This window comes from Achromobacter sp. 413638 (assembly GCF_043119405.1).
Taxonomy (GTDB): Bacteria; Pseudomonadota; Gammaproteobacteria; order Burkholderiales; family Burkholderiaceae_B; genus Achromobacter.
In genome coordinates, this window is sequence record NZ_JBICCO010000039.1 from 30,675 (window position 1) to 53,476 (window position 22,802).

Annotated in this window: 20 protein-coding genes; 14 read left to right on the forward strand and 6 right to left on the reverse strand. The window is 67.5% G+C overall.

Going from position 1 to position 22,802, the window contains the following annotated elements:
• Positions 1–43: 43 nt before the first annotated feature.
• The 4 genes from cyoB to ACEU5R_RS17070 are packed head-to-tail and all read left to right on the forward strand — an operon-like array spanning position 44 to position 3,875.
• On the forward strand, positions 44–2,047 hold the full coding sequence (gene cyoB, locus ACEU5R_RS17055; RefSeq protein ID WP_392410974.1) for a cytochrome o ubiquinol oxidase subunit I: 2,004 nt from the start codon (positions 44–46) through the stop codon (positions 2,045–2,047).
• Entirely contained in the window at positions 2,040–2,690 is a 651-nt protein-coding gene (cyoC, locus tag ACEU5R_RS17060) for a cytochrome o ubiquinol oxidase subunit III (RefSeq protein ID WP_103276037.1), read from the forward strand. The genes cyoB and cyoC overlap by 8 nt, the downstream gene beginning before the upstream one ends.
• Entirely contained in the window at positions 2,687–3,082 is a 396-nt protein-coding gene (gene cyoD / locus ACEU5R_RS17065; RefSeq protein ID WP_392410977.1) for a cytochrome o ubiquinol oxidase subunit IV, read from the forward strand. Before cyoC ends, cyoD begins: the two co-directional genes overlap by 4 nt.
• A gap of 16 nt (positions 3,083–3,098) precedes the next feature.
• A complete protein-coding gene (locus tag ACEU5R_RS17070) occupies positions 3,099–3,875 on the forward strand; it encodes an SURF1 family protein (RefSeq protein ID WP_392410980.1) in 777 nt (258 codons plus the stop codon).
• Positions 3,876–3,899: 24 nt separating this feature from the next.
• Here ACEU5R_RS17070 and ACEU5R_RS17075 read toward each other — a convergent pair whose 3' ends face one another.
• A complete protein-coding gene (locus ACEU5R_RS17075; protein ID WP_392410982.1) occupies positions 3,900–4,745 on the reverse strand; it encodes an AraC family transcriptional regulator in 846 nt (281 codons plus the stop codon).
• An 87-nt stretch (positions 4,746–4,832) separates the two neighbouring features.
• Here ACEU5R_RS17075 and ACEU5R_RS17080 point away from each other — a divergent pair, with 87 nt between their 5' ends.
• Positions 4,833–6,008: an MFS transporter gene (locus ACEU5R_RS17080; protein ID WP_392410984.1), complete on the forward strand. Its 1,176-nt coding sequence runs from the start codon at positions 4,833–4,835 to the stop codon at positions 6,006–6,008.
• A gap of 71 nt (positions 6,009–6,079) precedes the next feature.
• On the opposite strand, the gene ACEU5R_RS17085 is transcribed toward ACEU5R_RS17080, so the two are convergent.
• Positions 6,080–6,754, reverse strand: a complete 675-nt coding sequence (locus ACEU5R_RS17085; RefSeq protein WP_103276642.1) for an ankyrin repeat domain-containing protein — start codon at positions 6,752–6,754, stop codon at positions 6,080–6,082.
• Between the two features lie 145 nt (positions 6,755–6,899).
• On the opposite strand from ACEU5R_RS17085, the gene ACEU5R_RS17090 reads away from it, so the two are divergent.
• From ACEU5R_RS17090 to ACEU5R_RS17100, 3 genes are all read left to right on the forward strand, one after another.
• Complete coding sequence (locus tag ACEU5R_RS17090; protein WP_103276042.1) at positions 6,900–7,802, forward strand: LysR family transcriptional regulator; 903 nt, start codon at positions 6,900–6,902, stop codon at positions 7,800–7,802.
• 92 nt (positions 7,803–7,894) lie between these two features.
• The gene (locus ACEU5R_RS17095) at positions 7,895–8,548 is read left to right on the forward strand and encodes a DsbA family protein (protein ID WP_103276043.1); all 654 of its coding nucleotides are present in this window, start codon (positions 7,895–7,897) and stop codon (positions 8,546–8,548) included.
• A gap of 87 nt (positions 8,549–8,635) precedes the next feature.
• A complete protein-coding gene (locus tag ACEU5R_RS17100) occupies positions 8,636–9,649 on the forward strand; it encodes a cyclase family protein (protein WP_103276643.1) in 1,014 nt (337 codons plus the stop codon).
• An 87-nt stretch (positions 9,650–9,736) separates the two neighbouring features.
• Here the strand turns inward: ACEU5R_RS17100 and ACEU5R_RS17105 are convergent, their stop codons facing one another.
• Positions 9,737–10,351, reverse strand: coding sequence for a glutathione S-transferase family protein (locus ACEU5R_RS17105; protein WP_392410988.1), 615 nt, complete (start codon positions 10,349–10,351; stop codon positions 9,737–9,739).
• A gap of 150 nt (positions 10,352–10,501) precedes the next feature.
• Between ACEU5R_RS17105 and ACEU5R_RS17110 the strand changes: the two genes are divergently transcribed.
• A complete protein-coding gene (locus ACEU5R_RS17110; protein ID WP_392410989.1) occupies positions 10,502–11,467 on the forward strand; it encodes a helix-turn-helix transcriptional regulator in 966 nt (321 codons plus the stop codon).
• A gap of 5 nt (positions 11,468–11,472) precedes the next feature.
• Here ACEU5R_RS17110 and ACEU5R_RS17115 read toward each other — a convergent pair whose 3' ends face one another.
• The gene (locus ACEU5R_RS17115; RefSeq protein WP_392410991.1) at positions 11,473–12,015 is read right to left on the reverse strand and encodes a hypothetical protein; all 543 of its coding nucleotides are present in this window, start codon (positions 12,013–12,015) and stop codon (positions 11,473–11,475) included.
• Positions 12,016–12,097: 82 nt separating this feature from the next.
• Between ACEU5R_RS17115 and gvpU the strand changes: the two genes are divergently transcribed.
• Positions 12,098–12,550, forward strand: coding sequence for a gas vesicle accessory protein GvpU (gvpU, locus tag ACEU5R_RS17120; RefSeq protein ID WP_392410993.1), 453 nt, complete (start codon positions 12,098–12,100; stop codon positions 12,548–12,550).
• 49 nt (positions 12,551–12,599) lie between these two features.
• On the opposite strand, the gene ACEU5R_RS17125 is transcribed toward gvpU, so the two are convergent.
• Positions 12,600–13,415 (reverse strand): hypothetical protein, encoded by an 816-nt coding sequence (locus ACEU5R_RS17125; protein ID WP_103276047.1) that lies wholly within the window; start codon positions 13,413–13,415, stop codon positions 12,600–12,602.
• A 535-nt stretch (positions 13,416–13,950) separates the two neighbouring features.
• On the opposite strand from ACEU5R_RS17125, the gene ACEU5R_RS17130 reads away from it, so the two are divergent.
• The 4 genes from ACEU5R_RS17130 to ACEU5R_RS17145 all read left to right on the forward strand — a co-directional run bounded on the left by ACEU5R_RS17130 (position 13,951) and on the right by ACEU5R_RS17145 (position 21,960).
• Positions 13,951–16,692: an ATP-binding protein gene (locus tag ACEU5R_RS17130; RefSeq protein ID WP_392410995.1), complete on the forward strand. Its 2,742-nt coding sequence runs from the start codon at positions 13,951–13,953 to the stop codon at positions 16,690–16,692.
• Between the two features lies 1 nt (position 16,693).
• On the forward strand, positions 16,694–17,908 hold the full coding sequence (locus ACEU5R_RS17135; protein ID WP_392410997.1) for an EAL domain-containing protein: 1,215 nt from the start codon (positions 16,694–16,696) through the stop codon (positions 17,906–17,908).
• Positions 17,909–17,924: 16 nt separating this feature from the next.
• Positions 17,925–21,248, forward strand: coding sequence for a response regulator (locus tag ACEU5R_RS17140; RefSeq protein WP_392410999.1), 3,324 nt, complete (start codon positions 17,925–17,927; stop codon positions 21,246–21,248).
• 61 nt (positions 21,249–21,309) lie between these two features.
• The gene (locus tag ACEU5R_RS17145; RefSeq protein WP_103276050.1) at positions 21,310–21,960 is read left to right on the forward strand and encodes a response regulator; all 651 of its coding nucleotides are present in this window, start codon (positions 21,310–21,312) and stop codon (positions 21,958–21,960) included.
• Here ACEU5R_RS17145 and ACEU5R_RS17150 read toward each other — a convergent pair.
• Positions 21,954–22,541 (reverse strand): chorismate--pyruvate lyase family protein, encoded by a 588-nt coding sequence (locus tag ACEU5R_RS17150; RefSeq protein WP_392411002.1) that lies wholly within the window; start codon positions 22,539–22,541, stop codon positions 21,954–21,956. The two genes, ACEU5R_RS17145 and ACEU5R_RS17150, sit on opposite strands and share 7 nt — an antisense overlap.
• Positions 22,542–22,802: the final 261 nt, after the last annotated feature.

A 22,802-nucleotide genomic window follows, 5' to 3' on the forward strand; every position in this document is an offset into this window, starting at 1 on the left:
ACGGCGGCGCGGCGCAACCCCGGTCTTCTATCCAGGAATCAAGATGACGGATCAAACAGACCTCGCCAAGCTGATATTCGGCCGCCTGACCTGGGATGCCATTCCCCTGCACGAGCCCATCCTGATCGCCACCTTCGCCATGGTGGCGCTGGGCGGCATCGCGCTGCTGGGCGCGATCACCTACTACGGCAAGTGGGGCTACCTGTGGCGCGAATGGTTCACCAGCATCGACCACAAGAAGATCGGGATCATGTACATGATCCTGGGCATCGTCATGCTGCTGCGCGGCTTCGCCGACGCCATCATGATGCGGCTGCAGCAGGCCATCGCCTTCGGCGATTCCACCGGCTACCTGCCGCCGCACCACTACGACCAGATCTTCACCGCCCATGGCGTGATCATGATCTTCTTCGTGGCCATGCCGCTGGTCACGGGCCTGATGAACTACATCGTGCCGCTGCAGATCGGCGCGCGCGACGTGGCCTTTCCGTTCCTGAACAATTTCAGTTTCTGGATGACCACGGGCGGCGCCGCGCTGGTGATGATGTCGCTGTTCGTGGGCGAGTTCGCGCGCACCGGCTGGCTGGCGTATCCGCCGCTGTCCGGCATCCTGCACAGTCCGGACGCGGGGGTGGACTACTACATCTGGGCCTTGCAGATCGCGGGGGTGGGCACCTTGCTGTCCGGCGTGAACCTGCTGGTGACCATCGTCAAGATGCGCGCGCCCGGCATGTCCATGATGCGCATGCCGGTGTTCACCTGGACGTCGCTGTGCACCAACGTGCTGATCGTGGCGGCCTTCCCCGTGCTGACCGCGGTGCTGGCGCTGCTGTCGATGGACCGCTACGTGGGCACCAACTTCTTCACGGCGGACTTCGGCGGCAACCCGATGATGTACGTGAACCTGATCTGGATCTGGGGCCACCCCGAGGTCTACATCCTGATCCTGCCGGCCTTCGGCATCTTTTCCGAGGTCGTGTCCACCTACTGCGGCAAGCGCCTGTTCGGCTACGCGTCCATGGTGTACGCCACGGTCGTGATCACGGTGCTGTCCTACCTGGTCTGGCTGCACCACTTCTTCACCATGGGGTCCGGGGCGAGCGTGAACTCGTTCTTCGGGATCACCACCATGATCATCTCGATCCCGACGGGCGCCAAGATCTTCAACTGGCTGTTCACCATGTACCGCGGCCGCATCCGCTTCGAGGTGCCGATGCTGTGGACCATGGGCTTCATCGTCACCTTCGTGATCGGCGGCATGACCGGCGTGCTGCTGGCGGTGCCGCCAGCCGACTTCGTGCTGCACAACAGCCTGTTCCTGATCGCGCACTTCCACAACGTCATCATCGGCGGCGTGCTGTTCGGCCTGATGGCCGGCATCACCTACTGGTTCCCCAAGGCCTTCGGCTACAAGCTCGATCCGTTCTGGGGCAAGTGCTCGTTCTGGTTCTGGCTGGTGGGCTTCTACTTCGCCTTCATGCCGCTGTACGTGCTGGGGCTGATGGGCGTGACGCGGCGCGTCAGCCACTTCGAGGACGCCTCGCTGCAGATCTGGTTCCAGGTCGCCGCCTTCGGCGCGCTGCTGATCGCGCTGGGCATCGCCAGCTTCCTGATCCAGCTGGTGGTCAGCTACCGCCGCCGCGACGCGCTGCGCGACGACACCGGCGATCCCTGGGACGGCCGCACGCTGGAATGGTCCACGTCCTCGCCGCCGCCCGTCTACAACTTCGCCTTCACGCCACGCGTGCACGACCAGGACGCCTGGTGGCAGATGAAGCAGCACGGCTACCAGCGGCCGACGTCCGGCTTCATTCCGATCCACATGCCTAAAAACACCTGGGCCGGCATCGTGCTGGCGGGGTTGAGCGTGGTGATGGGCTTCGCGCTGATCTGGCACATGTGGCCGCTGACGGTGCTGAGCTTCGCCGCGCTGATCATCGTGGCCATCGTCCATACCTTCAACTACAAGCGCGACTACTACGTGCCGGCCGATGAGGTCGTGCGCAGCGAAGACGCCCGCACCCGACTGCTGAGCAACCATGGCTGAAACCCTGTCCCCGCCCCTGCCCGGCCATCATGTGCCGCCCCCGCAGCCGGAGAAGCTGAGCTTCCACGTGCCCGGCGAGCACCACCCGAAGAACGGCACGCTGCTGGGCTTCTGGGTGTACCTGATGAGCGACTGCCTCATCTTCGCCTGCCTGTTCGCCACCTACGGGGTGCTGGGCCGCAACTATGCGGCGGGCCCGTCCGGCGCCGACCTGTTCGACCTGCCGCTGGTGGCGGTGAACACCGCGCTGCTGCTGCTCTCGTCCATCACCTACGGCTTCGCCATGCTGGAGATGCGCCGCGACCGGGTCGGCGCCACCCAGGGCTGGCTGGCCGTCACGGGCTTGCTGGGCCTGGGCTTCCTGTCGCTGGAAATCTACGAGTTCGCCCACCTGATCCACATCGGCGCCGGGCCGCAGCGCAGCGCCTTCCTGTCGTCCTTCTTCACGCTGGTCGGCACCCACGGGCTGCACGTCACCTTCGGCATCGTCTGGCTGGTGACGCTGATGCTGCAAGTGCGCCGGCACGGCCTGATCCCCGAGAATCGCCGCCGGCTGATGTGCCTGTCGATGTTCTGGCACTTCCTGGACCTGATCTGGGTGGGCGTGTTCACCTTCGTGTACCTGATGGGAGTGCTGCCATGAATGCGCACAGCGGCCACGCCGGCCACGATCACGACCACGGCCATCACGACGAGGACGAAGGCGGCCACGGCACCTTGAAGGGCTACGTCACCGGCTTCGTGCTGGCGGCCATCCTGACCGCGATCCCGTTCTGGCTGGTCATGGACAAGGTGTTCCCCAGCTCGCGCACGACGGCGCTGGTGATACTGGCCTTCGCGGCGGTGCAGATCGTGGTCCACATCGTTTACTTCCTGCACCTGGACGCCCGCTCGGAAAGCGGCTGGAACATGTTGGCGTTAATATTCACGCTGGTCCTGGTGGTGATCACCCTCAGCGGATCCATCTGGATCATGTACCACCTGAATTCCAACATGATGCCCGTGTCGACCCACGACATGCGGAATATGCCCTGATGGCGGCTAGAAGTTGATGGCGGCAGTAAAAGATCCCACCGGCGATACCCCCCGAAATCCCCGCAGCGCGACCACCCTGGTCATCCTGGGCCTGGTCGCGCTCGCCCTGTTCCTGGGCCTGTTGCGCCTGGGCACCTGGCAGGTCGAGCGCCTGGCCTGGAAGCGCGACCTGATCTCCAAGGTCGACGCGCGCGCCCATGCCGCGCCCGTGCCCGCGCCGCGAGCGGCCGAATGGCCGGCCCTGACCCCGGACAACGCCGAGTACCGGCGCGTGTCGGCGTCCGGCAGCTACCTGTACGACAAGCAGACGCTGGTGCAGGCCGCCACGGAACTGGGCAGCGGCTACTGGGTCATGACCCCGCTGCGGCTCGACAGCGGCGACATCGTGCTGGTCAACCGGGGCTTCGTGCTGCCAGAGTGGCGCAAGACCCAGGCGGCGTTGACGCCGCCCGCTCCGGCCACGGCGAGCGTGACCGGCCTGCTGCGCATGGGCGAGTCCGGAAAGGGCTTCCTGCGCAACAACGACCCGGCCGCCAACCTCTGGTACGGCCGCGACCTGCCGGCCATCGCCGCCGCGCGCGGCCTGGGCCCGGTCGCGCCCTACTTCATCGACGCCGACTCGGACGGCGCCGCGCGCGATCCCAAGACCGCGCCGGTGGGCGGGCTGACGGTGCTCAGCTTCCCCAACAATCACCTGGTCTATGCCATCACCTGGTACGGGCTGGCGCTGATGCTGCTGGTGGGCGTGGCCCTGGTCGTGCGCGAAGAGCGGCGGGCGCGCCAGCGGCGCTGATCCCCGCCTTTTCCCGCGCACTCCTCAGGGGCAATAGGGCTGCGCCGGCTGCGGCCGGCGCGGCGCGCTGGCCGCGACGGCCTCGGCCTGCTCCGCCGACTGGCGCCACAACCGCGCCGGCGATTCGCCGTAGACCCGCCTGTGCATGGCAATGAAGGCGCTGTCGCTGGCATAGCCCATCGCATGCGCCACCGTGGTCACCGATTCCCCTTCGGCCAGCCGGGCGCGGGCCAGCAACAGTCGGCATTGCGTGCGCCAGCGCGTGAACGACAGGCCGGTTTCGGCGATGAACAGGCGCGCCAGCGTCCGTCCGCTGGCGCCGACCCGGCCGCCCCATTCCTCTATCGACAGGCCGCAGGCCGGATTCTTCAGCAGTTCGGCCGCGATGGGGCGCAGCCTGCGGTCGGACGGCATCGGCAGGGGCATGGGCCGAGACGGCGCCGCCGCGAACTCGTCAAGCAGGGTGTCTACGATACGCGCCCGGGCGGCGTCCAGCGGCGCGTCGGCGGGCCAGGCGACGATGCGCAGGATCAGCTCGCGCAGCAGCGGATTGACGTCCAGCACGCAGGGCTGCGCCGGCAGGCCCGGATAGACGTTCGGATCGAAGAACAGGCTGCGAAACGCGTAGCCGCCCGGCATCGTCACGCGGTGCTCACAGCCGCCTGGCAGCCAGGCCGCCTGCAACGGCGCCAGCTCGCCGACGCGGTCGGCCAGGAACAACGTCATGCTGCCCTGCGCCTGGAACAACAACTGTCCGCGCCGGTGACTGTGCCAGCCCGAGGCATGCGCGCGGCCGTCCACGCCCAGCCCGACCACCGGGCAGGCGGCCTGGTCGGGATCGATCACGGCATCGTAGGCGTAAATCGGCATTGTCCGATTCCCTATGTTTTTTGACTCAACATCGTGATTTTGCGTGCGACGCGCTGGCTACGCTAGGGACTTTTTGAGTTGCGCATCATGAAGGCCCCTCTTTCCCCCCGCCGCGACGGCCTGCCGCCGGCGGCCCTGCTCATCGCCCTGCTGGCCCTGCCGCAAGCGGCGGAAACCATCCTCGCGCCCGCGCTGCCCGACCTGGCCCGCCACTGGCGGCTGGACGCGGCCCTGACGCAGTCCGTCATGGGCATCTACTTCCTGGGCTTCGCCGCCGGCGTGCTGCTGTGGGGCTGGCTGTGCGACGCCTGGGGCCGGCGGCCGGCGCTGCTGGCAGGCCTGTGCACGGGACTGGCGGGCACCCTGTGCGCCGCCTGGGCGCCAGGATTCGAGGCGCTGCTGGCCGGGCGCTTCGTCCAGGCGCTGGGGCTGGCCACCTGCTCCATCACCACGCAGACCATGCTGCGCGACCGCCTGCAGGGCGAGGCGCTGACCCGCTGCTTCATCATGCTGGGCGCCGTGCTGTCCTGGTCGCCGGCGCTGGGGCCGCTGGCGGGCCAGCTGCTGGCGGACCAGGCGGGTTTTCGCGGCGTGCTGGGCGGCATCGCGGCGCTGGCCGGCCTGCTGCTGGCGGCCGGATGGGCGCGGGTCGGCGAAACGCGGACGGCCCCGGCAGCGCGCCAGCCCATGCTCCGGCTGGCGCGCCGCATGCTGCGCGACCCCGAGCTGCTGTGCACGGCCATGCTGGTGGCCGGCCTGAACCTGCTGGCCTTCTCGTTCTATGCTGCCGGCCCCTTCATGACAGGGCCGCTGCCGTGGCTGGGGTTCGGCTGGATCGGCATGGCCGTGGCGCTGGCCGGCACCCTCGGCGCGCTATGGAACCGGCGCCTGCCGGCCTCGCAAGGCCCCGCGCGGCGGGTGGCGCTGGGCCTGTGCTGCGTGGCGGTCGGCGTGGCGGCGCAGGGATTGGCGATCTGGCTCGCGCCCATGCCCGGCCTCTGGTGGGCCGTGGCCGCGCTGCCCATCTTCGCCGGCTACGGCATGGCCATCCCCAACCTGCTGGGGCCGGCGCTGCGACGCTACGGCGACTGCCTGGGCCGGGCCGGCGCGCTGTTCAGCCTGGGCTATTACAGCCTGCTGGGGCTGCTGCTGGCGGCGACGTCGTGGCTGCCTTTCGGCTCGCCCGTGCCGCTGGCGCTGGCCTGGGCGGGGGTGACGCTGGCCCTCGCGGGCCTGCATCGGCTGCGCGGCAGGCTGACCTGAGTTTCGCGCCACGCCGGCATGCGCGCCGCTATGTTCTGCGGCGCGTTCCGCAGCCCCATTGATGAGCGCCGTCAGCGCGCGCCAACGGCGCGCAGCATGTCGACGATGGCGTCCTGGCCGCGCTCGCGGGCATGCCACAGGGGGCTGCGCCCGTCCTTGTCCGCCACGTCCGGGTTGGTCCCGAAGGACAGCAGTTCCAGCACGGTCGCCTGGTACTTCGGCCCGCCATCACCCAGGATGATGGCCTCCAGCAGCGCGGTCCAGCCCAGCTTGTTGACGTGATTGGGATTGACCCCGGCGCGCAGCAGCAGGCGCGCGGTTTCCGCCAGGCCGCGCTCGCAGGCCGGAATCAGCGCGGTGCCGCCGTAGCGATTGGTGCTTCGGATATCCGCGCCATGGCGCAGCGTCAGCGTCAGGATCTCGTTGTAGCCCCGCGCGCCGGCATACAGGTAGGCGCTGTCCTCGATGCGGTTCTTGGCGTTGACGTCGGCGCCCGCCTTCATCAGGACCGAGGCCGCCACTTCGTGGTTGCCCAGCGTGGCGCGCAGCAGGGGCGTATTGCCATCCTCGTCGCGCGCTTCCAGCGGCGCGCCGTCGGCCAGCAAGGCCTTGATCCGCAACACGTCGCCATCGCCGGCGGCCTTCAACAGTTCGGTGCCGGCGTCGCCCTGCGCGGCGGCGGCGCCTTCGGCGACCACGAGCAGCGCGGCGGCCAGGAATGTGCGCCAGGAACGAATGATGGACATGCGCGAAACCTCCTTTCTGGTGTTGCGTTGTCCCACGATTATGCCGTGCATGACGACGACGGCCGCGCCGGGCCGCCCGCGCCGCGTTTGGCGAATGGCGCGGATCGCTGCAGAATCGCGGGATTCGTTTTCCTCCGCACCCGACATGGACACCTTCAACTACATGCGCGCCTTCCGGCGCATCGTGGAACTGGGCAGCCTCGCCAAGGCGGCCGAGGTCCTGGACATGTCATCCGCTGGCCTGAGCAAGCAGCTGCGGGCCCTGGAGTCCCATCTGGGCGCGGTGCTGATCCAGCGCACCACGCGCAAGATGAGCCTGACCGACACCGGCACGGCCTACTACGCCGAGTGCTGCCGGCTGCTGGACGAGCTGGACGCGCTGGAAAAATCCGTGCGCCAGCAGTCCCAGCGCGTCTCGGGCAGGCTGCGCGTGAACGCGCCGCTGTCCTTCGCGCTGAGCGTGCTGTCGCCGCTGCTGGCGCGCTTCCTGCGGCAGTACCCGGAGCTGCGCCTGGACCTGTCCATGGAAGACCGCCTGGTGGACGCGGTGGGCCAGGGCTTCGACGTATCGATCCGGCTGCGCGCGCAGCTGGAAGATTCCACCCTGATCGCGCGCCGGCTGGTATCGCTGACGCAGGTGCTGTGCGCCGCGCCGTCCTATCTGCAAGCGCACGGCCATCCTCGCGACGCGGACGCGCTGCGCGGGCATGCGATCCTGAGCTACAGCCTGGCGGATGGCGCCGCCTCGGTCGAGGAATCCGGACAGGCCTCGGACGCGGCGGCCGGCCAGGACCTCGTCCAGGTCAACAACAGCCTGATGCTGCGCGACCTGCTGGTCGCCGGCCTGGGCATCGGCGCGCTGCCCTCGTTCCTGGCCGACCCGGCCATCGCCGATGGCCGCCTGGCGCGCGTGCTGCCGGACCTGCCAGCCGCGCCCCGGCACGTCTACGCGGTCTATCCCACCAGCCGCCACCTGCAGCCCAAGGTTAAGGCCTTCGTGGACTTCCTGGCCGAGCATCTGCCCGCCACCCTGTCCGGCGATTCTTGACGCCCAGCGAATAGAGTCGCAACCGTCATGGGCTTACTGCCGCGCCTGGCGGTCCGTAAGCTGGCGTCCATTGAAACCGCAAGGACGCCAACATGAATCCCTCCCCCGCTTCCGCCCCGCTGACCGTGGACTTCTTCCACGACGTGGTCTGCAGCTGGTGCTATGTGATGTCTCCCCGGCTGCGCCAGGCGGCCGCCGAACTGGGCATCCAGGTGCGCCAGCGCAGCTTCGTGCTGCAGGACAACCGCGAACAGATGGTCCAGGTCTTCGGCTCGATGGTGCGCGCCAAGAGCGTGATCCTGGGCCATTGGGAAACCTGCCTCGGCCATGAGGACCAGCCCCGCATCGATGTCGAAGGCATGCGCGCCGAGAATTTCGAATACCCCAGCGGCCTGGCCGGCGCGCTGGCCTGCCAGGCCGCCCATCTGGTCGCGGGCGACGCCGGCCACTGGGACATGTTCGACGCGATCCAGGATGCGCACCTGAGCCAGCACCGCAACATCGGCGATCTCGACGTGCTGCTGGACATCGCGGTGGCCCTGGGCCATGACCGCGCCGCCTTCGCCGAACGCATGCGGGGCCCGGAAGTGCGCCAGCGCGTGCAGGCCGACCGCGACGCCGCCATGCGCCTGGGCATCCGTTCCATTCCGACGCTGATCGTCGGCGCCGACCTGGCCCGGCTGCAGACCACGCCGCTGGCCGCGCTGCGCCAGCGCCTGCAAGCGCTGGCCTCGGCCCAGGCCTGAGCCCGATCCTCCCGCCTCGGAACCACCGGGCAGCTTCCTTTTTAATCGTTGTCCGCGCACGCGGACCATCACCTGCACAGGTACATCATGAACGCACGCTTTACCCGCAATCTGCTCGGCCTGGCGCTCGGCGCCGCCCTCAGCCTGAACGCCCATGCGCACGGCGCGCCGTCGCGCGCGCCCGCTCCCGGCCAGGAGGTCGGCATCAGCCCCTGGGGCCCGGATGACGAAATTGGCCGGCTGAACCTGATCACGCCCGAATCGCGCGCCGCCGTCATGTCGCGCGTGACCGGCGGCAAGGTCTATGACCTGGCCACCGAGTACTACATGGGCATGCCCAGCTGGCAGGACGCCGGCGATCCCCGCTATCAATTCTGGATGACCCACACGCCGCGCGGCACCGAGGTCGACGATCCCATGGGCGTGGGCAAGGACATGAACGCGGTGCGCAGCTACACCGGCACGGCCTTTTCCATGTACAGCCACACCGGCACGCACATCGACGCGCTCAACCACTTCGGCATCCACGGCAAGATCTGGAACGGCTTTCGCGCCGACGAACATCTGGGCGATCGCGGCTGGAAGCGCACCGGCATCGAGAAATTCCCGCCGCTGGTGGCGCGCGGCGTGCTGATCGACGTGGCCGCGCTCAAGGGCGTGGACATGCTGCCGGACCAGTACCGCATCACCCGCCAGGACCTGAAGGCCGCGCTGGCGCGGCAGAAGACCGAGCTGCGGCAGGGCGACATCGTGCTGATCCGCACCGGCCGCATGAAGCTGTACAACGACCCGGCCGCCTACATGGCCAAGCCGCCCGGCATGGGCCTGGACGCCGCCCGCTACCTGGTCGAGGAAGGCGGCGCCATGATCCTGGGCGCCGACAACCTCAGCTTCGAGACCTTCCCGTCAGAGGTGGCCGACGACTACGTGCCGCTGCACACCTATCTGCTGGCGCAGCAGGGCGTGCCCATCATTGAGCTGGCCGCGCTGGATGAGCTGTCGCGCGACCAGGTCTACGAGTTCGCCTTCATCGGCGGCCCGCTGAAGATCCGCGGCGGCGACGCGGCGCCGCTGCGGCCAGTGGCGATGCCGCTGCGCTGAGGACACGGCCACCGCGCGGGGGAAGCCGCCGCGCTTCCCCGAAATCGGACAGGGCCGGCGTCGAGGCTTGCGCCGCGCCGGTGGCGCTCAGCCCTGTTCCAACCGCATCGCTGGCCGCGCCTGCACCTTGTCCAGCCAGGCCTGGACATGCCGATGCGAGGCAATCGGAGCGCCCAGAAAGGCGGTGTAGCCCAGCACCGAGCCAACCACCAGATCCGCCAGCGAATACGAGGCGCCCACGATCCAGGCCTGCTTGGCCAAATGGCCATCCAGCACGGCCAGCAGCCGGTCCAGCTGCGCCAGCGCGCGCTTGGCCTGCTGCTCGTCGCGTTGTTCCCCGTCGCGGGGATGAAGGGCCGTGCTCAGGCTCCACACCGCCGCGCCGTAGGTAACGTAGGACCAGGCGCACCACGACATGGCCTGCAGCCGTTCGGGCGTATCGGCCGCCGGCCACAGCCCGCGCTCCACGCCGTAGCGCTCGCCCAGCCACAAATGGATCGCCAGCGCCTCGAACATCGGCGCGCCGTCCACCGTCAGCGTCGGCACCGCGCCGTTGGGATTGAGAGCCAGGAACTCCGGGCGGCGCTGCTCGCCGGCCTTGAGGTCGATCAGGACGCGCTCGTGCGCCACATCCAGCTCGGCCAGGGCGCTGGCGATGGGAGAGGCGCTGGACATGGGGTGCCAATACAAGACGATGGACATGGACAATGCTCCGTTGAACGGGACCGGGACAGGAAACGCCCGGGCCAACTCTGAGCACTGTAGAATCCATTGCGGACAAATTCTGTCCTCAATATCATCCGGCATTCTGCATCTCGCAATCCGCTCCCCCCATCATTCGCCACGCGCGCCATGCTCACCGCCACCCACCGCCTGCTGCGCCTGCTGTCGCTGCTGCAAACCCGCAGCCACTGGAGCGGTCCGGAGCTGGCCACGACGCTGGAGGTGCATCCGCGCACGCTGCGGCGGGATATCGACAAGCTGCGCGAGCTGGGCTACCCCGTCCACGCCAGCAGCGGCATCGCCGGCGGCTATGCCTTGCGTCCCGGCAAGGCCCTGCCGCCGCTGTTGCTGGACGACGAGGAAGCGCTGGCGGTTGCCATCACGCTGCGCACGGCGGCCGCCGGCTCGGTGGGCGGCATCGAGGAAACCGCGCTGCGCGCGCTGATCAAGCTGGAACAGGTCATGCCGGCGCGCCTGCGCCGGCGCACCGACGCGCTGCGCGCCGCCGTCGTGCCGCTGGAGCCGCATGGCCCCACGGTGGACGCGGCGCTGCTGGCCACGCTGGCGACGGCCTGCCGCGATCAATTGCGGGTGGCGTTTGATTATCAGGATGGGCGCGGCCAGGCCAGCTCGCGCATGGTGGAACCGCAAGGCGTGGCGCACGCCAGCCAGCGCTGGTACCTGGTGGCCTGGGATCCGGCGCGCGATGACTGGCGCATCTTCCGCCTGGACCGCATTGCCGGGCCGGCGACCACGGGCGCGCACTTCGCGCCGCGTCCCTCGCCTGGCGGGGGAGACCTGCGCGAGTACGTATCGCGCACGCTGCGACTCGGCGCCTATCCGGCGCACGCGCGCATCGTGCTGCATGCGCCACGAGCGGCCATGGCCGCCCGCATCCCGTCCGCCGCCGGCGAGATCGATGAGGTCGACGACGCCCGCTGCCTGCTGCGTTGCAGCGCGGCGTCTCTGGACAGCCTCACGTACTGGTTGATGGCGCTGGACGTGGAATTCCAGGTCCTGGAGCCCGCCGCGCTCATCGAGCGACTACGGGTCGCCGGCGAACGGCTGGCTCGCGGCCTGGCGCGCAGCGCCTGAACAGGCTAGACCGACTTCCGGCCTTCGGTTTCGGCGCGCGTCATCTGCTCCATGAGCAGCGCGACCTTCTTCAGCACTTCCTGCTTCTCGGCCGGCGACATGGCGTCGAACTTCTGCTTGGAAATGCCCAGCGAAGCCAAGGCCGAATAGAGCATCTTGTCTTGCAGGGACATGCCGGCGAATTCCATGAATTCCCGTTCTGCGTCCGAAGACGCGGCCCGGACCGCGCCCGACACGCCGCCCGCGAATGCCGGCGCCGCGCGCAGCTGCGCATCCTGGAACGCCGAGCGGAACGCTCCGCCCGCAACACCGCCACGCACGGCCGAGGACGCGATCCCCGCGTCGGCCGACATTCCCAATCCATCCATGCGAGTCATGATGATCCCTGAGCAGAATTCGGAAAAGACGAGGCCCGATGCCGTTGCGGCGGGCCCCAGACCGCGGGCGAAAGAACCCGCAGCTTGGCAAGATAATCCACCGGCCGGCAAGCGAAAGCGCGAAGCTGCGGCGCTTCTGTCGCCTTGATCCCTGATTTGGAGATGTGCCATGGATTTTTGCGCCGGCCTTCGGGTATCTTGTGAGTCCCGCACGCGGCTGATCCGCGCGCCCACACCTGTCTCCAGAATCCCGATGAGCTCAGACATCCTCCCCGACGACGCCCCCGTTTCCGCCCCAGTCCCCCAGGCCGACGCGTTTCTGCAGTTCCTCGTGAATCTGGTGAACAACGGCGGACAGCTCAAGAGCATCGGCGTCACGCTGCAAATGGGCGGCATGCTGGTGTCGGGCTCGATCGTGTCGGGCGCCGAGTATTTCGACACCTTCGCCTCGGGCTTCGCTGACGCGCTGGACGGCCAGGCGAACGATACTCGCCAGGCGGTGCGCGCCTCGCTGGCGGAACTGGGCGACGTCTTCCGCCAGCCCCAGCCAGCCGAACCGCTGCCCAACTACATCCATCTGGCCGACGCCCTTTTCTTCAGCGCCGACGGCACGCCCATCGCGGGCCAGCCCACCCTGTGGCGCGGCCGGATCGCCGCCGTGGACGGCTTCATCCTGGGACGCCTGCAATCCGACGTCAACGCCTGAACGCGCCGCAAGGCGGCGCGCCCGAACGGTGACAACCAAGGGAGGCGCCTCAGGCCGCCAGGCTGCAGGGCTGGCTCCAGCGCGTGGTGGCGGCACTGAAGCTGCGCCATGCATTGCCATCGGCGCGCAGCCAGGCGTCCAGGCATTCCGGGCTGAGCGCCGAGGACAGGGCCGAGCCCTGGAACAGCAGGTCGCCATGCCGGCGCAGCCAGGCGAAGTCGCGCATCGCGTCCAGGCGATGCACGGCCAGCTGCAGATTGGCGCTCCAGGCGCGCTCCATCAGGCTGAAGAAGCGCCACTGCAAGGCCTGGTTCTCGGAAAAGCCGTCGGGAATGTCGACGCGCACGCCCAGCGCCCGCAACACGCCATGCGTGGACGGTACGCCGCCGATGGCCGTGGGCAAAAGGCGCGCGCGCAATTTCGCATTGAATTCGGGATAGCAAAGAAACAGCTCGGCCTGCCGGCAGAGCCGGATATTCATGGGCAACAGGAACGTCACGCGGCGGGCGGGAACGGAAAGCGGGCCGTCTTGATCATGGTCGACCAGTCTGTTCACCCACAGCGCGTCGCCGGTCAGGGCGATGCCCAGATCGCCGCACAGGCGCATGGCCGGATCACCTTCCGCGTCCATGTCCATGGCGTGCTCGACGGACAGGTCTATGGGCAGCTCGTATTTGTTGAAGAACGCCACGCCGGCCAACAGGCTGGCGCCCATGCCCGACGGCGCCAGGCCCTGCCAGGGCGAAGCGCGGCTGCGTCCCTGCACGGCGTACTCATGGACCTGGCCCTGCGCGGTGAACACGGGCTGGAATCTCAACAGCACCGAGTCTTCATAGAGCGCCCAGGCGCGCGACTCGTCATGCATGGCGACTCCGGACTGCGAGAAAGCGGCGCATGCCGGACAGCGGAACTCGCCACGTGCGAAATGGGGAAAGGATGCGCTCGATTGGGGCGGGCCGACAGCCCGGTGAGAAGATCATGCTGGCCTCGAATACCGATAATGGCGGGGCCTGCCGTGGCCCCAGCCCGCCTGAGCTGCCGCGCCAGGAAACCGCGGCGAACTGCCGCCAGCCTCTGCCGTGGCTGGATATCGTGCCGATGGTGCCCAACAGGCACTGCCCCTTGAACAAGAAAATTCTGAATCACTGTTGTTTTCTGAACTTTCCTAGAGACCGCGCAACCATGGCCATAAGACCTCGCCCCCGGCGGAATGCCTCCGCCCACCGACGGCCTCACACAATCCCCCTCAAAAGCCTCGCCGGTTTTTAAGATTCTTCTCATATCCGGACGGGGCCCGGCTTCCTACCATGCAGGAAATGCCGGTAAAAGATCTGAGCCCCCCCGCCACCGCCCCCGAAGACGCACCCCGAGCGGCGTCCGTACTGCTGCAATTTTTCGCCGTGGCCGCGCTCTTTTGCGTCGTGGTGGGCGCCACCCTGTACCTGCACTGGACCTTCAGCAGCGCCGTCTCCGGCTACCGCCGCCAGATGAATGCGGCGGCCTATGACGCGCAACTGTTCTTCGACCAGCGAGAATCGCTGCTGCGCTCGATCCTCGCCTCGGCGGTGCGCAACACCGACAAGGCGCCCATATCCGAAACCCCCAGCTACTTCGGCAACACCCGCCAGATCGAAGTCCTGCCCCTGCCCGAGGAACCCGGCCAATACGACTGGGCGCTGGTGCTGACGCCGCGCGACCTGCTGAACGTCGGCCTGGCCAACGCCACCATGGTCCACACGTCCCTGCGGCGCAACGCCACCATGCGCATCGACTCGCACGGCACGCGCGCGGCGCCCGGCATGTCTCCCCGCATCCAGGAATGGCTGACACAGACGCTGCTGCGCCACACTGACATCCCGCCGCGACAGGACGGGCATCCGCCCATCATCTGGCTGCATCCGCCGATGGATACCGCGCAGCGCCTCTTCCTGTACACGCCGCTTGATATCGGCGATCCGCAGTCGGGCTGGATCGGCCTGGAAGTCGCCGGCGTGGACGCGGCGGTCAACCCCGCGAATTTCGGCGGCGGCACGTACTCGCTGTTCGACGAGCGCAACCGTCCCGTGATGCACAGCCCCGGCGCCCCCATGTTCGAAGGCGAGGTCACGGACCAGCGCGAAGACTCCTTCCGTCTGCTGGGCGACGGCTGGCCGCCGACGCACCTGGCCCTGAGCAAGCAGGTCGGCGAAGACGGCTGGCGACTGGTCTACTACACATCGCTGCGGCAAGTGCTGCGCGACCACGCCGCCACCCTCAAGACGGCGGCGGTCGTCACGACGTTGATCCTGGCCCTGGTGCTGCTGCGGATCCGCTACATCCGCCGGCACATGGTCCAGCCAGCGCTGCGCCAGTACGAAGCGCTGACCGACAGCGTGTCGCTGAACCGCAAGCTGATCGAGGTCGCGCCCGTGGGCCTGTGCCTGCTGCGACGCAGCGACGGCACGCTGGTCATGTCCAATGAAATGGCGCGCCACTGGTTCCAGGACACCCCGGGCTGGCGCGCGGAAATCCTCGCCCACCAAGGCGAAAAGGCCGGCCGCGAATACACGCTGGACGATGGCCGCAGCGCGTACCTGACATTCGCTCCCACAACCTATCAGGGCGAGGACGTGGTGCTCTGCGGCATCAGCGACATTTCCGAGCTGAAGAAATTCGAAAGATCGCTGCTCCAGGCCAAGTACGATGCCGAGGCCGCCAATCACGCCAAGACCGTCTTCCTCACCACCATGAGCCACGAGATCCGCACGCCGCTGTACGGCATTCTCGGCACGCTTGAACTGTTTTCACTGACCAAGGTGAACGGACAGCAGGAGCAATACCTGGAGACCATCCAGCAATCCTCGTCGACGCTGCTGCGCACGGTCAACGATACGCTGGACCTTTCCCGCATCGAAGCCGGCCACGTCGCGCTCGAGGAAGCGCCGTTCTCGGCCGTGGAACTGCTCAACAACGTCGCGGCAAGCTATGCCGCGCGCGCCCATGGCAAGGGCTTGCGCACCTACGCCATCTCCGACCCGGCGACGCCCGCCGCGCTGCATGGCGACAGCACGCGCATCCGCCAGATCCTGGACAACCTGATGAGCAACGCCATCAAGTTCACGGAAGCCGGCCAGATCGTGCTGAGGCTGCGCCTGATACGGCGCGAACGCGGCCTGTCGACCCTGGCCTTCCAGGTCGCCGACACCGGCTCCGGCATCGCGCCGCAGCACCAGGCCCGCCTGTTCGAACCCTACTACCAGGTCGACACGGACAAGAACGTGCGCCTGCCCGGCACCGGCCTGGGGCTGTCCATCTGCAGCCGGCTTTCCGACATGATGGGCGGCTCGCTCACCGCGGTCAGCGAGCTCGGGCTGGGCACCAGTATCACCTTCGAAATCACGCTGCCGACCGCGGAAGACCCCGCCGAAGCGCCGGTATCTTTGTCCGGAAACGCCATGATCTACGTGCAAAGCTCGGTGCCCGAGATCGTCTCGAACCTGTGCGGCTGGCTCCGGCGCTGGGGCGCGGCGGCGGTGCCCTATCCTCCCGCAGGCAGCCCGCGCGTCGACACCGCCGTTCTGCTGCGGGCATGGCCGTACGCGCCGGAACCCGCTCACTGGACAGGCCCCACCGTAATCACGCATCCGCCCGGCATGAAGCCGCGCGTGGAGGATGGCAGGCGGACCTGGTTCGCCAGCTGCTACAGCCTGTCCAACATCGCGCATGCCCTGCGGCTGGCCCTGGGCCGTTCCGCGCACGTCACGAGCTACGGTCAGCCGGCCAAGCACGAACTTGTCGACCTGCGCGTGCTGGTGGTCGAAGACAACCCCATCAGCCAGCTGATCCTGCGCGAGCAGCTGGAGCACCTGGGCTGCACCGTCGTCACGGCCAGCAACGGCCAGGAAGCGCTGGCGCTGCCGGACGCCCTGTCGTTCGATTCCGTGCTGACCGACCTGAACATGCCCCTGGTCGACGGCTACGAGCTTACGCGGATCCTGCGCGAGCGCGGCTATCAGCAGCCTATCCTGGGCATCACGGCGAATGCCTTCCCCGACGAACAACGCCGGGGCATGAACGCGGGCATGACCAGCCTGCTGGTGAAACCCCTACCTCTGAATGTCTTGCGCCAGACACTGCAAGCGGTGAAAGTCCCTCGGAGTTGAAATGCTATCCGAATACAAGGTCCTGGTACTGGACGACCATGAATTCCAATGCGCCCAGATGTCCGGCCTGCTGGAAGAAGCCGGTTTCACCCAGGTGGATACGGCCCATACCGCCGAACAGGCGTTGACGCTGGCCCGCCATCATGCGTACCACCTCATCCTCATGGATCTCAGCATGCCGGGCATGGACGGCGTGCAGCTCATCAGCGAACTGGCGCAACTGCGCCTGAACCCCATGCTTGCCATCACGACCGCCTGCTCGCGCCGCATCATGAACAGCGTCAGCCTCATGGCCAAGGAAAAAGGCCTGGCGGTGATCGGCGCCTACACCAAGCCGCTGACCCGGGAACATGCTCAAGGACTGGCGCAACATCTGCGGCTGGACCGGCATCCGGCGTCCGAGCCCGTCACCGGCCATGAACAGGACGCGCTGTTCGATCGCAAGACCCTGGAGCGGGCATTGCGCACCGGCCAGATCCAGGCCTGGTTCCAGCCCAAGAAGGCCCTGACCACCGGCAACATCGTTGGCGCCGAAGCGCTCGCGCGCTGGCACCATGCGGAATTCGGCTTCATGCTGCCGGCGTCATTCCTGGGCGCGGTGCACAGGCACGGCCTGAACCAGGCCCTGCTGACCCGCATGCTCGAAGACGCGCTGTCCGCCTACCGACGCTGGCGCAAGCTGGGTTTCAAGGTGCCGGTGTCGGTCAATCTGCCCACCCGACTGCTCGACAATCCCCTGCTGCCGGATGAGCTTTACAATACCGTCGCCGCTAGCGGCGTGCCGGCCGAGGACGTGACCTTCGAACTGCTCGAAGACGAAACCACTTCCGTGCCGGGGCAGTACTACATGGGAGCCAGCCGGCTGCGCCTGAAAGGCTTCGGATTGGCTCAGGACGATTTCGGCAAAGGCTATAGCTCCATGTACACCCTGATATCCACGCCGTTCACCGAACTCAAGATCGACCGGGCTTTCGTCAGCGGCGCGGCCCACGACAGCGTTCGCGCCGCCGCGCTGCTGTCTTCCGTGCAGCTGGGACGGCAACTGGGCCTGCAGGTCACCGCCGAGGGCGTCGAAACCTCAAGCGACCTGGAATACCTGCGCAAGATAGGCTGTGATTGCGCGCAAGGATTTCTCATATCAGCCGCCGTCAACGTCATGGACTTCACGACGCTGCTGGCGGACGAACCCCGCCTCTACGCAGACATGGACCTATAGGAACGCCCAACCCAGTATGCAGGACTCGCCCTTCAGCAGAATTACCCGCACATCGCGCCGGCTCAACCTGGCGCTGTTCGGCGTGTTGCCGATAGCGCTGGTCCTGATAAGCGCCATCCTCTGGAGCTGGCAGCGGCTGATCAAGCAGGAAGAAGAAAAGCTGCTGCTGGACTTCACGGTGTTCATGGGCTACATCGAGGCCGAAGAGCGCTTCCTGCAGGGCTTTCGCACCCAGAACGCGCTGCTGCAGGGTCCGCCATCCAGCCCGGACGTCTCGTGGCACGAGACCCCGCCGTCCGAGCGCCAGGGCACGGCATTCTACGAGGGCCGCCGGCCGCTGTTTTCAACGCCCTTCACCGTATCGTGCCTGTCAGCCGACTGCACGCGCGACCAGGCGCAATTGTCAGCCATGGGCAGCTACCTGTCGGCCTACTACTCCACCTATTGGCCGACCACCTACTATCCCGCGGCGGCGGCCTTCCTGGTCAATGCCAGCGACAGCGTCAGCATCAGCGTGCCGGCGCTCGACATGCCGTCCAGCTTCCGCCCGCTCAGCCAGAGCACCTACCTGACCTCGGTCGACGCCATCCGCGAGCAGATCGAACTGAACCACATCGTCGAACAGCGCCTGATCGACCTGCATGCGCCCGCCGACCTGCACGAACGCACGCAGGTCCAGTGGTTCACCGCGCCGGCCAGCCCGAACCGCATCATCGGCCTGCTGCCGGCCGGCCTGCCGTCCGGCGTCTGGCGGGCCGAAGCCGGCTCCCCGCCCGATGTCTACATCGCCACCTTGCTCCACCGGGACCGCATCAACATCTTCGACCGCATCCTGCCCTCCGGCCTGTACGACGAATTCTGGCTGACCCGCAACGATGGCGGCCTCTTGCTGGGCGAAGGTCCGCTACCCGACGCGCAGGAGCCCGGGCTGCACTACACGGCGGACGGCCTGGTGTTCAAGGTCATCGACGACTCGGGCGCATGGACCGCCTACTACCGCGTCGGCTACCGCGGCTTCTTCCAGGACAATCTGTGGCTGCCGGTCAGCGTCGCGCTGCTGCTGCTGCTGAGCATCGTCGGCGGCCTCGGCTATGGCCGCTGGTACAACCGCCGCGTGCTGCTGCCCGCGCAGAGCGCGCAGCGCGACATCCTCGAAAGCGAAACCTTCAGCCGCACCCTGATCGAGACCGCGCCGATCGCGCTGTGCCTGCTGACCCGCTTCAAGGGCGAGGTGCTGTTCAGCAACGCCCTCGCCCAGCAATGGCTGGGCGCGCAGTCAGGCCAGCCGCTGGCCCCGTCCGCCTCGGTGCGCACGCTGCTGGACAAGGCGCTGGCCGCGGTCGAGCCCGGCACCTTTGAAACCTTCCTGGCCCAGGACGGCAGGCCACTGTTCGTCGCCTATGCACCGACGCGCTACAAGAAGCAGGATGTCATCCTGTGCGCCTTTGCCGACATCAGCGCGCGCGCGGAAATCGAACGCACACTGGCCCAGGCCAAGCGCGACGCGGACAAGGCCAGCGAAGCCAAGTCGACCTTCCTGGCGACAATGAGCCACGAGATCCGCACGCCGCTGTACGGCGTGCTGGGCACGCTGGAACTGCTGGGCATGACCGACCTTGACGCAGAACAGCGCCAGCATCTCGAACGCATCCAGAATTCGTCCTCCATCCTGCTGCAGCTGATCAGCGACATCCTGGACATCACCAAGATCGAATCCGGCCAGCTGGCGCTGGAATCCACCGTCTTCGATCCGCGCGAACTGATCGAAAGCTGTACCAGCTCCTATGCCGCCCTGGCGCACCAAAAGGGCCTGCTGCTGTTCTCCTGCGTCGATACCGGCGTGGCGCCCTGGGTGACGGGCGACGCCGGCCGCATCCGCCAGATCCTCGCCAACCTGGTCAGCAACGCCATCAAATTCACCGAGGCGGGCCACGTCATCGTGCGCCTGCGCGCGGTGGACCAGCCCAACGGCAACCAACTGCTGACCCTGCAGGTGGTGGACACAGGCATCGGCATCGGCGCGCAAGAGCAATCGCAGCTGTTCCTGCCGTTCTACCAGATCGACAGCGCCAGCCATACGGTGCGCGGCACGGGTCTGGGCCTGTCCATCTGCGCCCGGCTGGCCAAGCTGATGAACAGCTGGATACGCGTCACCAGCGAGCTGGGCCTGGGTAGCAGCTTTTCCATGGCGCTCTCGCTCAAGCCCGCGGCGGGTCCCGCTCCGACCACGCCCGACCTGGCCGGCGCGCGCGTGCACGTGCGCAGCCCGCACCGCGAACTGAGTGAACAGGTCTGCCTGTGGCTGACGATGTGGGGCGCCCACGCCACGCCAGCGCCGCATGTGCCGCCGCCGGCGACCGAGTCCGACGAGGTGCTGCTGGATGTGCTGCGCGCCGAAGACGGCCCGCCATCCGATTGGGGCGGCCGCTACCTGAGCGCGCGCGAGCCCGGCGTCCGGGGCGAGTACGGCCCGGACGCGCTGGACGGACATCGCCTGGACAGCATCGGCTTCGGCATCCAGGCGCTGCTACGCGGCGATAGGGCCACGCCATCCGCCGAGCCGGCGGAACCGGAGTTCCAGGCCCTGGGCCTGCGCGTGCTGGTGGCCGAGGACAATCCGATCAACCAGGCCACCCTGCGCAACCAGCTGGAACAGCTGGGCTGCACCGTCACCGTCGCATCCGATGGCGCGGATGCCTTGTCGCTCTGGCCCCTGACGCAGTATGACGCCCTGCTCACCGACGTGAACATGCCCAAGCTCAACGGCTACGAACTGGCCAGCGCGCTGCGCGCCCAGGGCGCCGTCATACCGATCATCGGCGTGACCGCCAATGCCATGCGCGACGAAGAGGAACGCTGCATGGCGGCCGGCATGAGCTCGTGGATGGTCAAGCCCATCGAGTTGCGCACGCTGCGCCAACTCCTGCGCGGCGTGGCCAAGGGCCGCACGCCCCCCGCCAGTCCCGAACCCAAGCCCGCCATGACGACGCTCCTGCTTGCCTCGCCCCCCGCTCCCGCTTCCGCTTCCAGACAGGTCCAGGCCAGTGCTCCTGCCACCGAGGCGCCACAGGTTCCCGCCAAGTACCGTGAGTTGTTCCTCGACACCATGAACGCCGACCTGGCCAAGATCGACGCCGCGCTCGGGCGGCAGGACGTGCTGGCGGTGCTGCAGACCATGCACCGGATGCGCGGCGCGCTGGTGATGGTCAAGATGAACAGCCTGTCGGCGGGCTTCGAGGCCGTCGAGGCCCAGCTCAAGCGCGACAGCGCGAACCGGAAAGCCCTCCAGGAAGCGGCCAGGCTGATGCAGGAGCTTCGAAAGTTCCTGGTCCAAGTTTGACGGTTGATGCAGAATGCGCGGTAATAACTCAGCCCCGCACTATCTGACCCCTTTTTTCCACATGGATAGACTTCGAATTGTCCTGGCGGACGACCACCCGCTCGTTCTGATGGGCATGCGCGACCTCCTGGAAAAGGACCTGAGTTTCGACGTCGTCGGCGCCCTGTCCAGCCCGACCGACCTGGTCCGGCACCTGACGCAAGACCCGCCGCACGTCGTCGTCACCGACTATTCGATGCCGGGCGACGATACCTACGGCGACGGCATGCGCCTGGTCAAGTACCTGGTGAGGCACTACCCCAAGGTCCAGGTCCTGGTGCTGACCATGGTGTCCAACCCCATGATCATCTCGGCGCTCTATGACGCCGGCGTCGCCGCCGTGGTGCTCAAGCGCGACAACCTCGCCGAGATCGTGACCGCGCTGCGCACACTGCAAAGCGGCCGCAGGTACTACCCGCCCGGTTTCCTGCGCGATGGCGCCGTGGACGCGCGCAGCAAATTCATCGGCGAACGCATCAACAGCCTGTCGCCCAAGGAATTCGAAGTGCTGCGCCACTTCATCCGGGGAGAATCGATGATGCAGGTGGCGGAGACCTTGAAGCGCAGCGTCAAGACCGTCAGCGGCCAGAAGATATCGGCCATGCGCAAGCTGGACGTGCAGACCGACCAGGAATTGGTCGCATTTTGCGTCGAGAGCGAACTGTTTCAGTAGCCCGGTCCGTCTCCCGCGCCGTCGCTGCGCGACGCGCGGGCGGACAGGACCCAGAAACCCGGCAGGAAACATTCCGCCACCAGCAGCGGCTGATCCCGCCGCCAGAACAGGGAACGGCGCGCCCACAGCCCGGGCGACGTTGCGCCGGCATCCCGCGCCACCGCGTCGGCCATCAGAAACAGCGCCGAGCCGGCCGTCAACCGCGTCACCTCGAAGGGCGATCTCCACACGTCGGGATCGTCATACAGCATGCTGCCCAGCGGTCGCTCGCTCAGGCCGCGCATGCCGCGCCATGCATCCCACGAAGCCGCCAGCGGCGTCAGGCTGCGCGCCGCCACGCATTTCACGCCATCGACCGACATTTCCACTTCACGCAGCCAGCAGAGCGCGCCCGGCGCCAGGCCCATGGCGCGCGCCTCGTCATCGCTGGCGGCATCCGTGCGTTCCTCCCGCACGCACAATCGAAACTCGCCCAGCCGCCGCAACCGATCGGTCAGCGAACCGGGCAATCCCAAGCCCTGCCATTGCCCGGGGGACAAGACCGCCTGAATCGCTTCAGGTCCATAAGGGTTCCATTGCATCCTGAACCACACCGCATCTGTTGAACACGGCTGCAAACTTAGTCGAGGCGGCAACAGCGCGGCAATCGCGATCAGGCGATTTCCATTATTCGCAACTTCCTATAATCCCCGCGTCGACCCGGCATCCGGCGGGTCTGGCGACCTTACGACGGAACAGGAAACGTGGGTAGGAACATCAAGCTGGAGCAGCTGGACTTCCGGCTGCTGAAGGTCTTCATCGCCATGCTGCGCGAGCGGCACGGGGGGGGGGGGGGGGGGGGG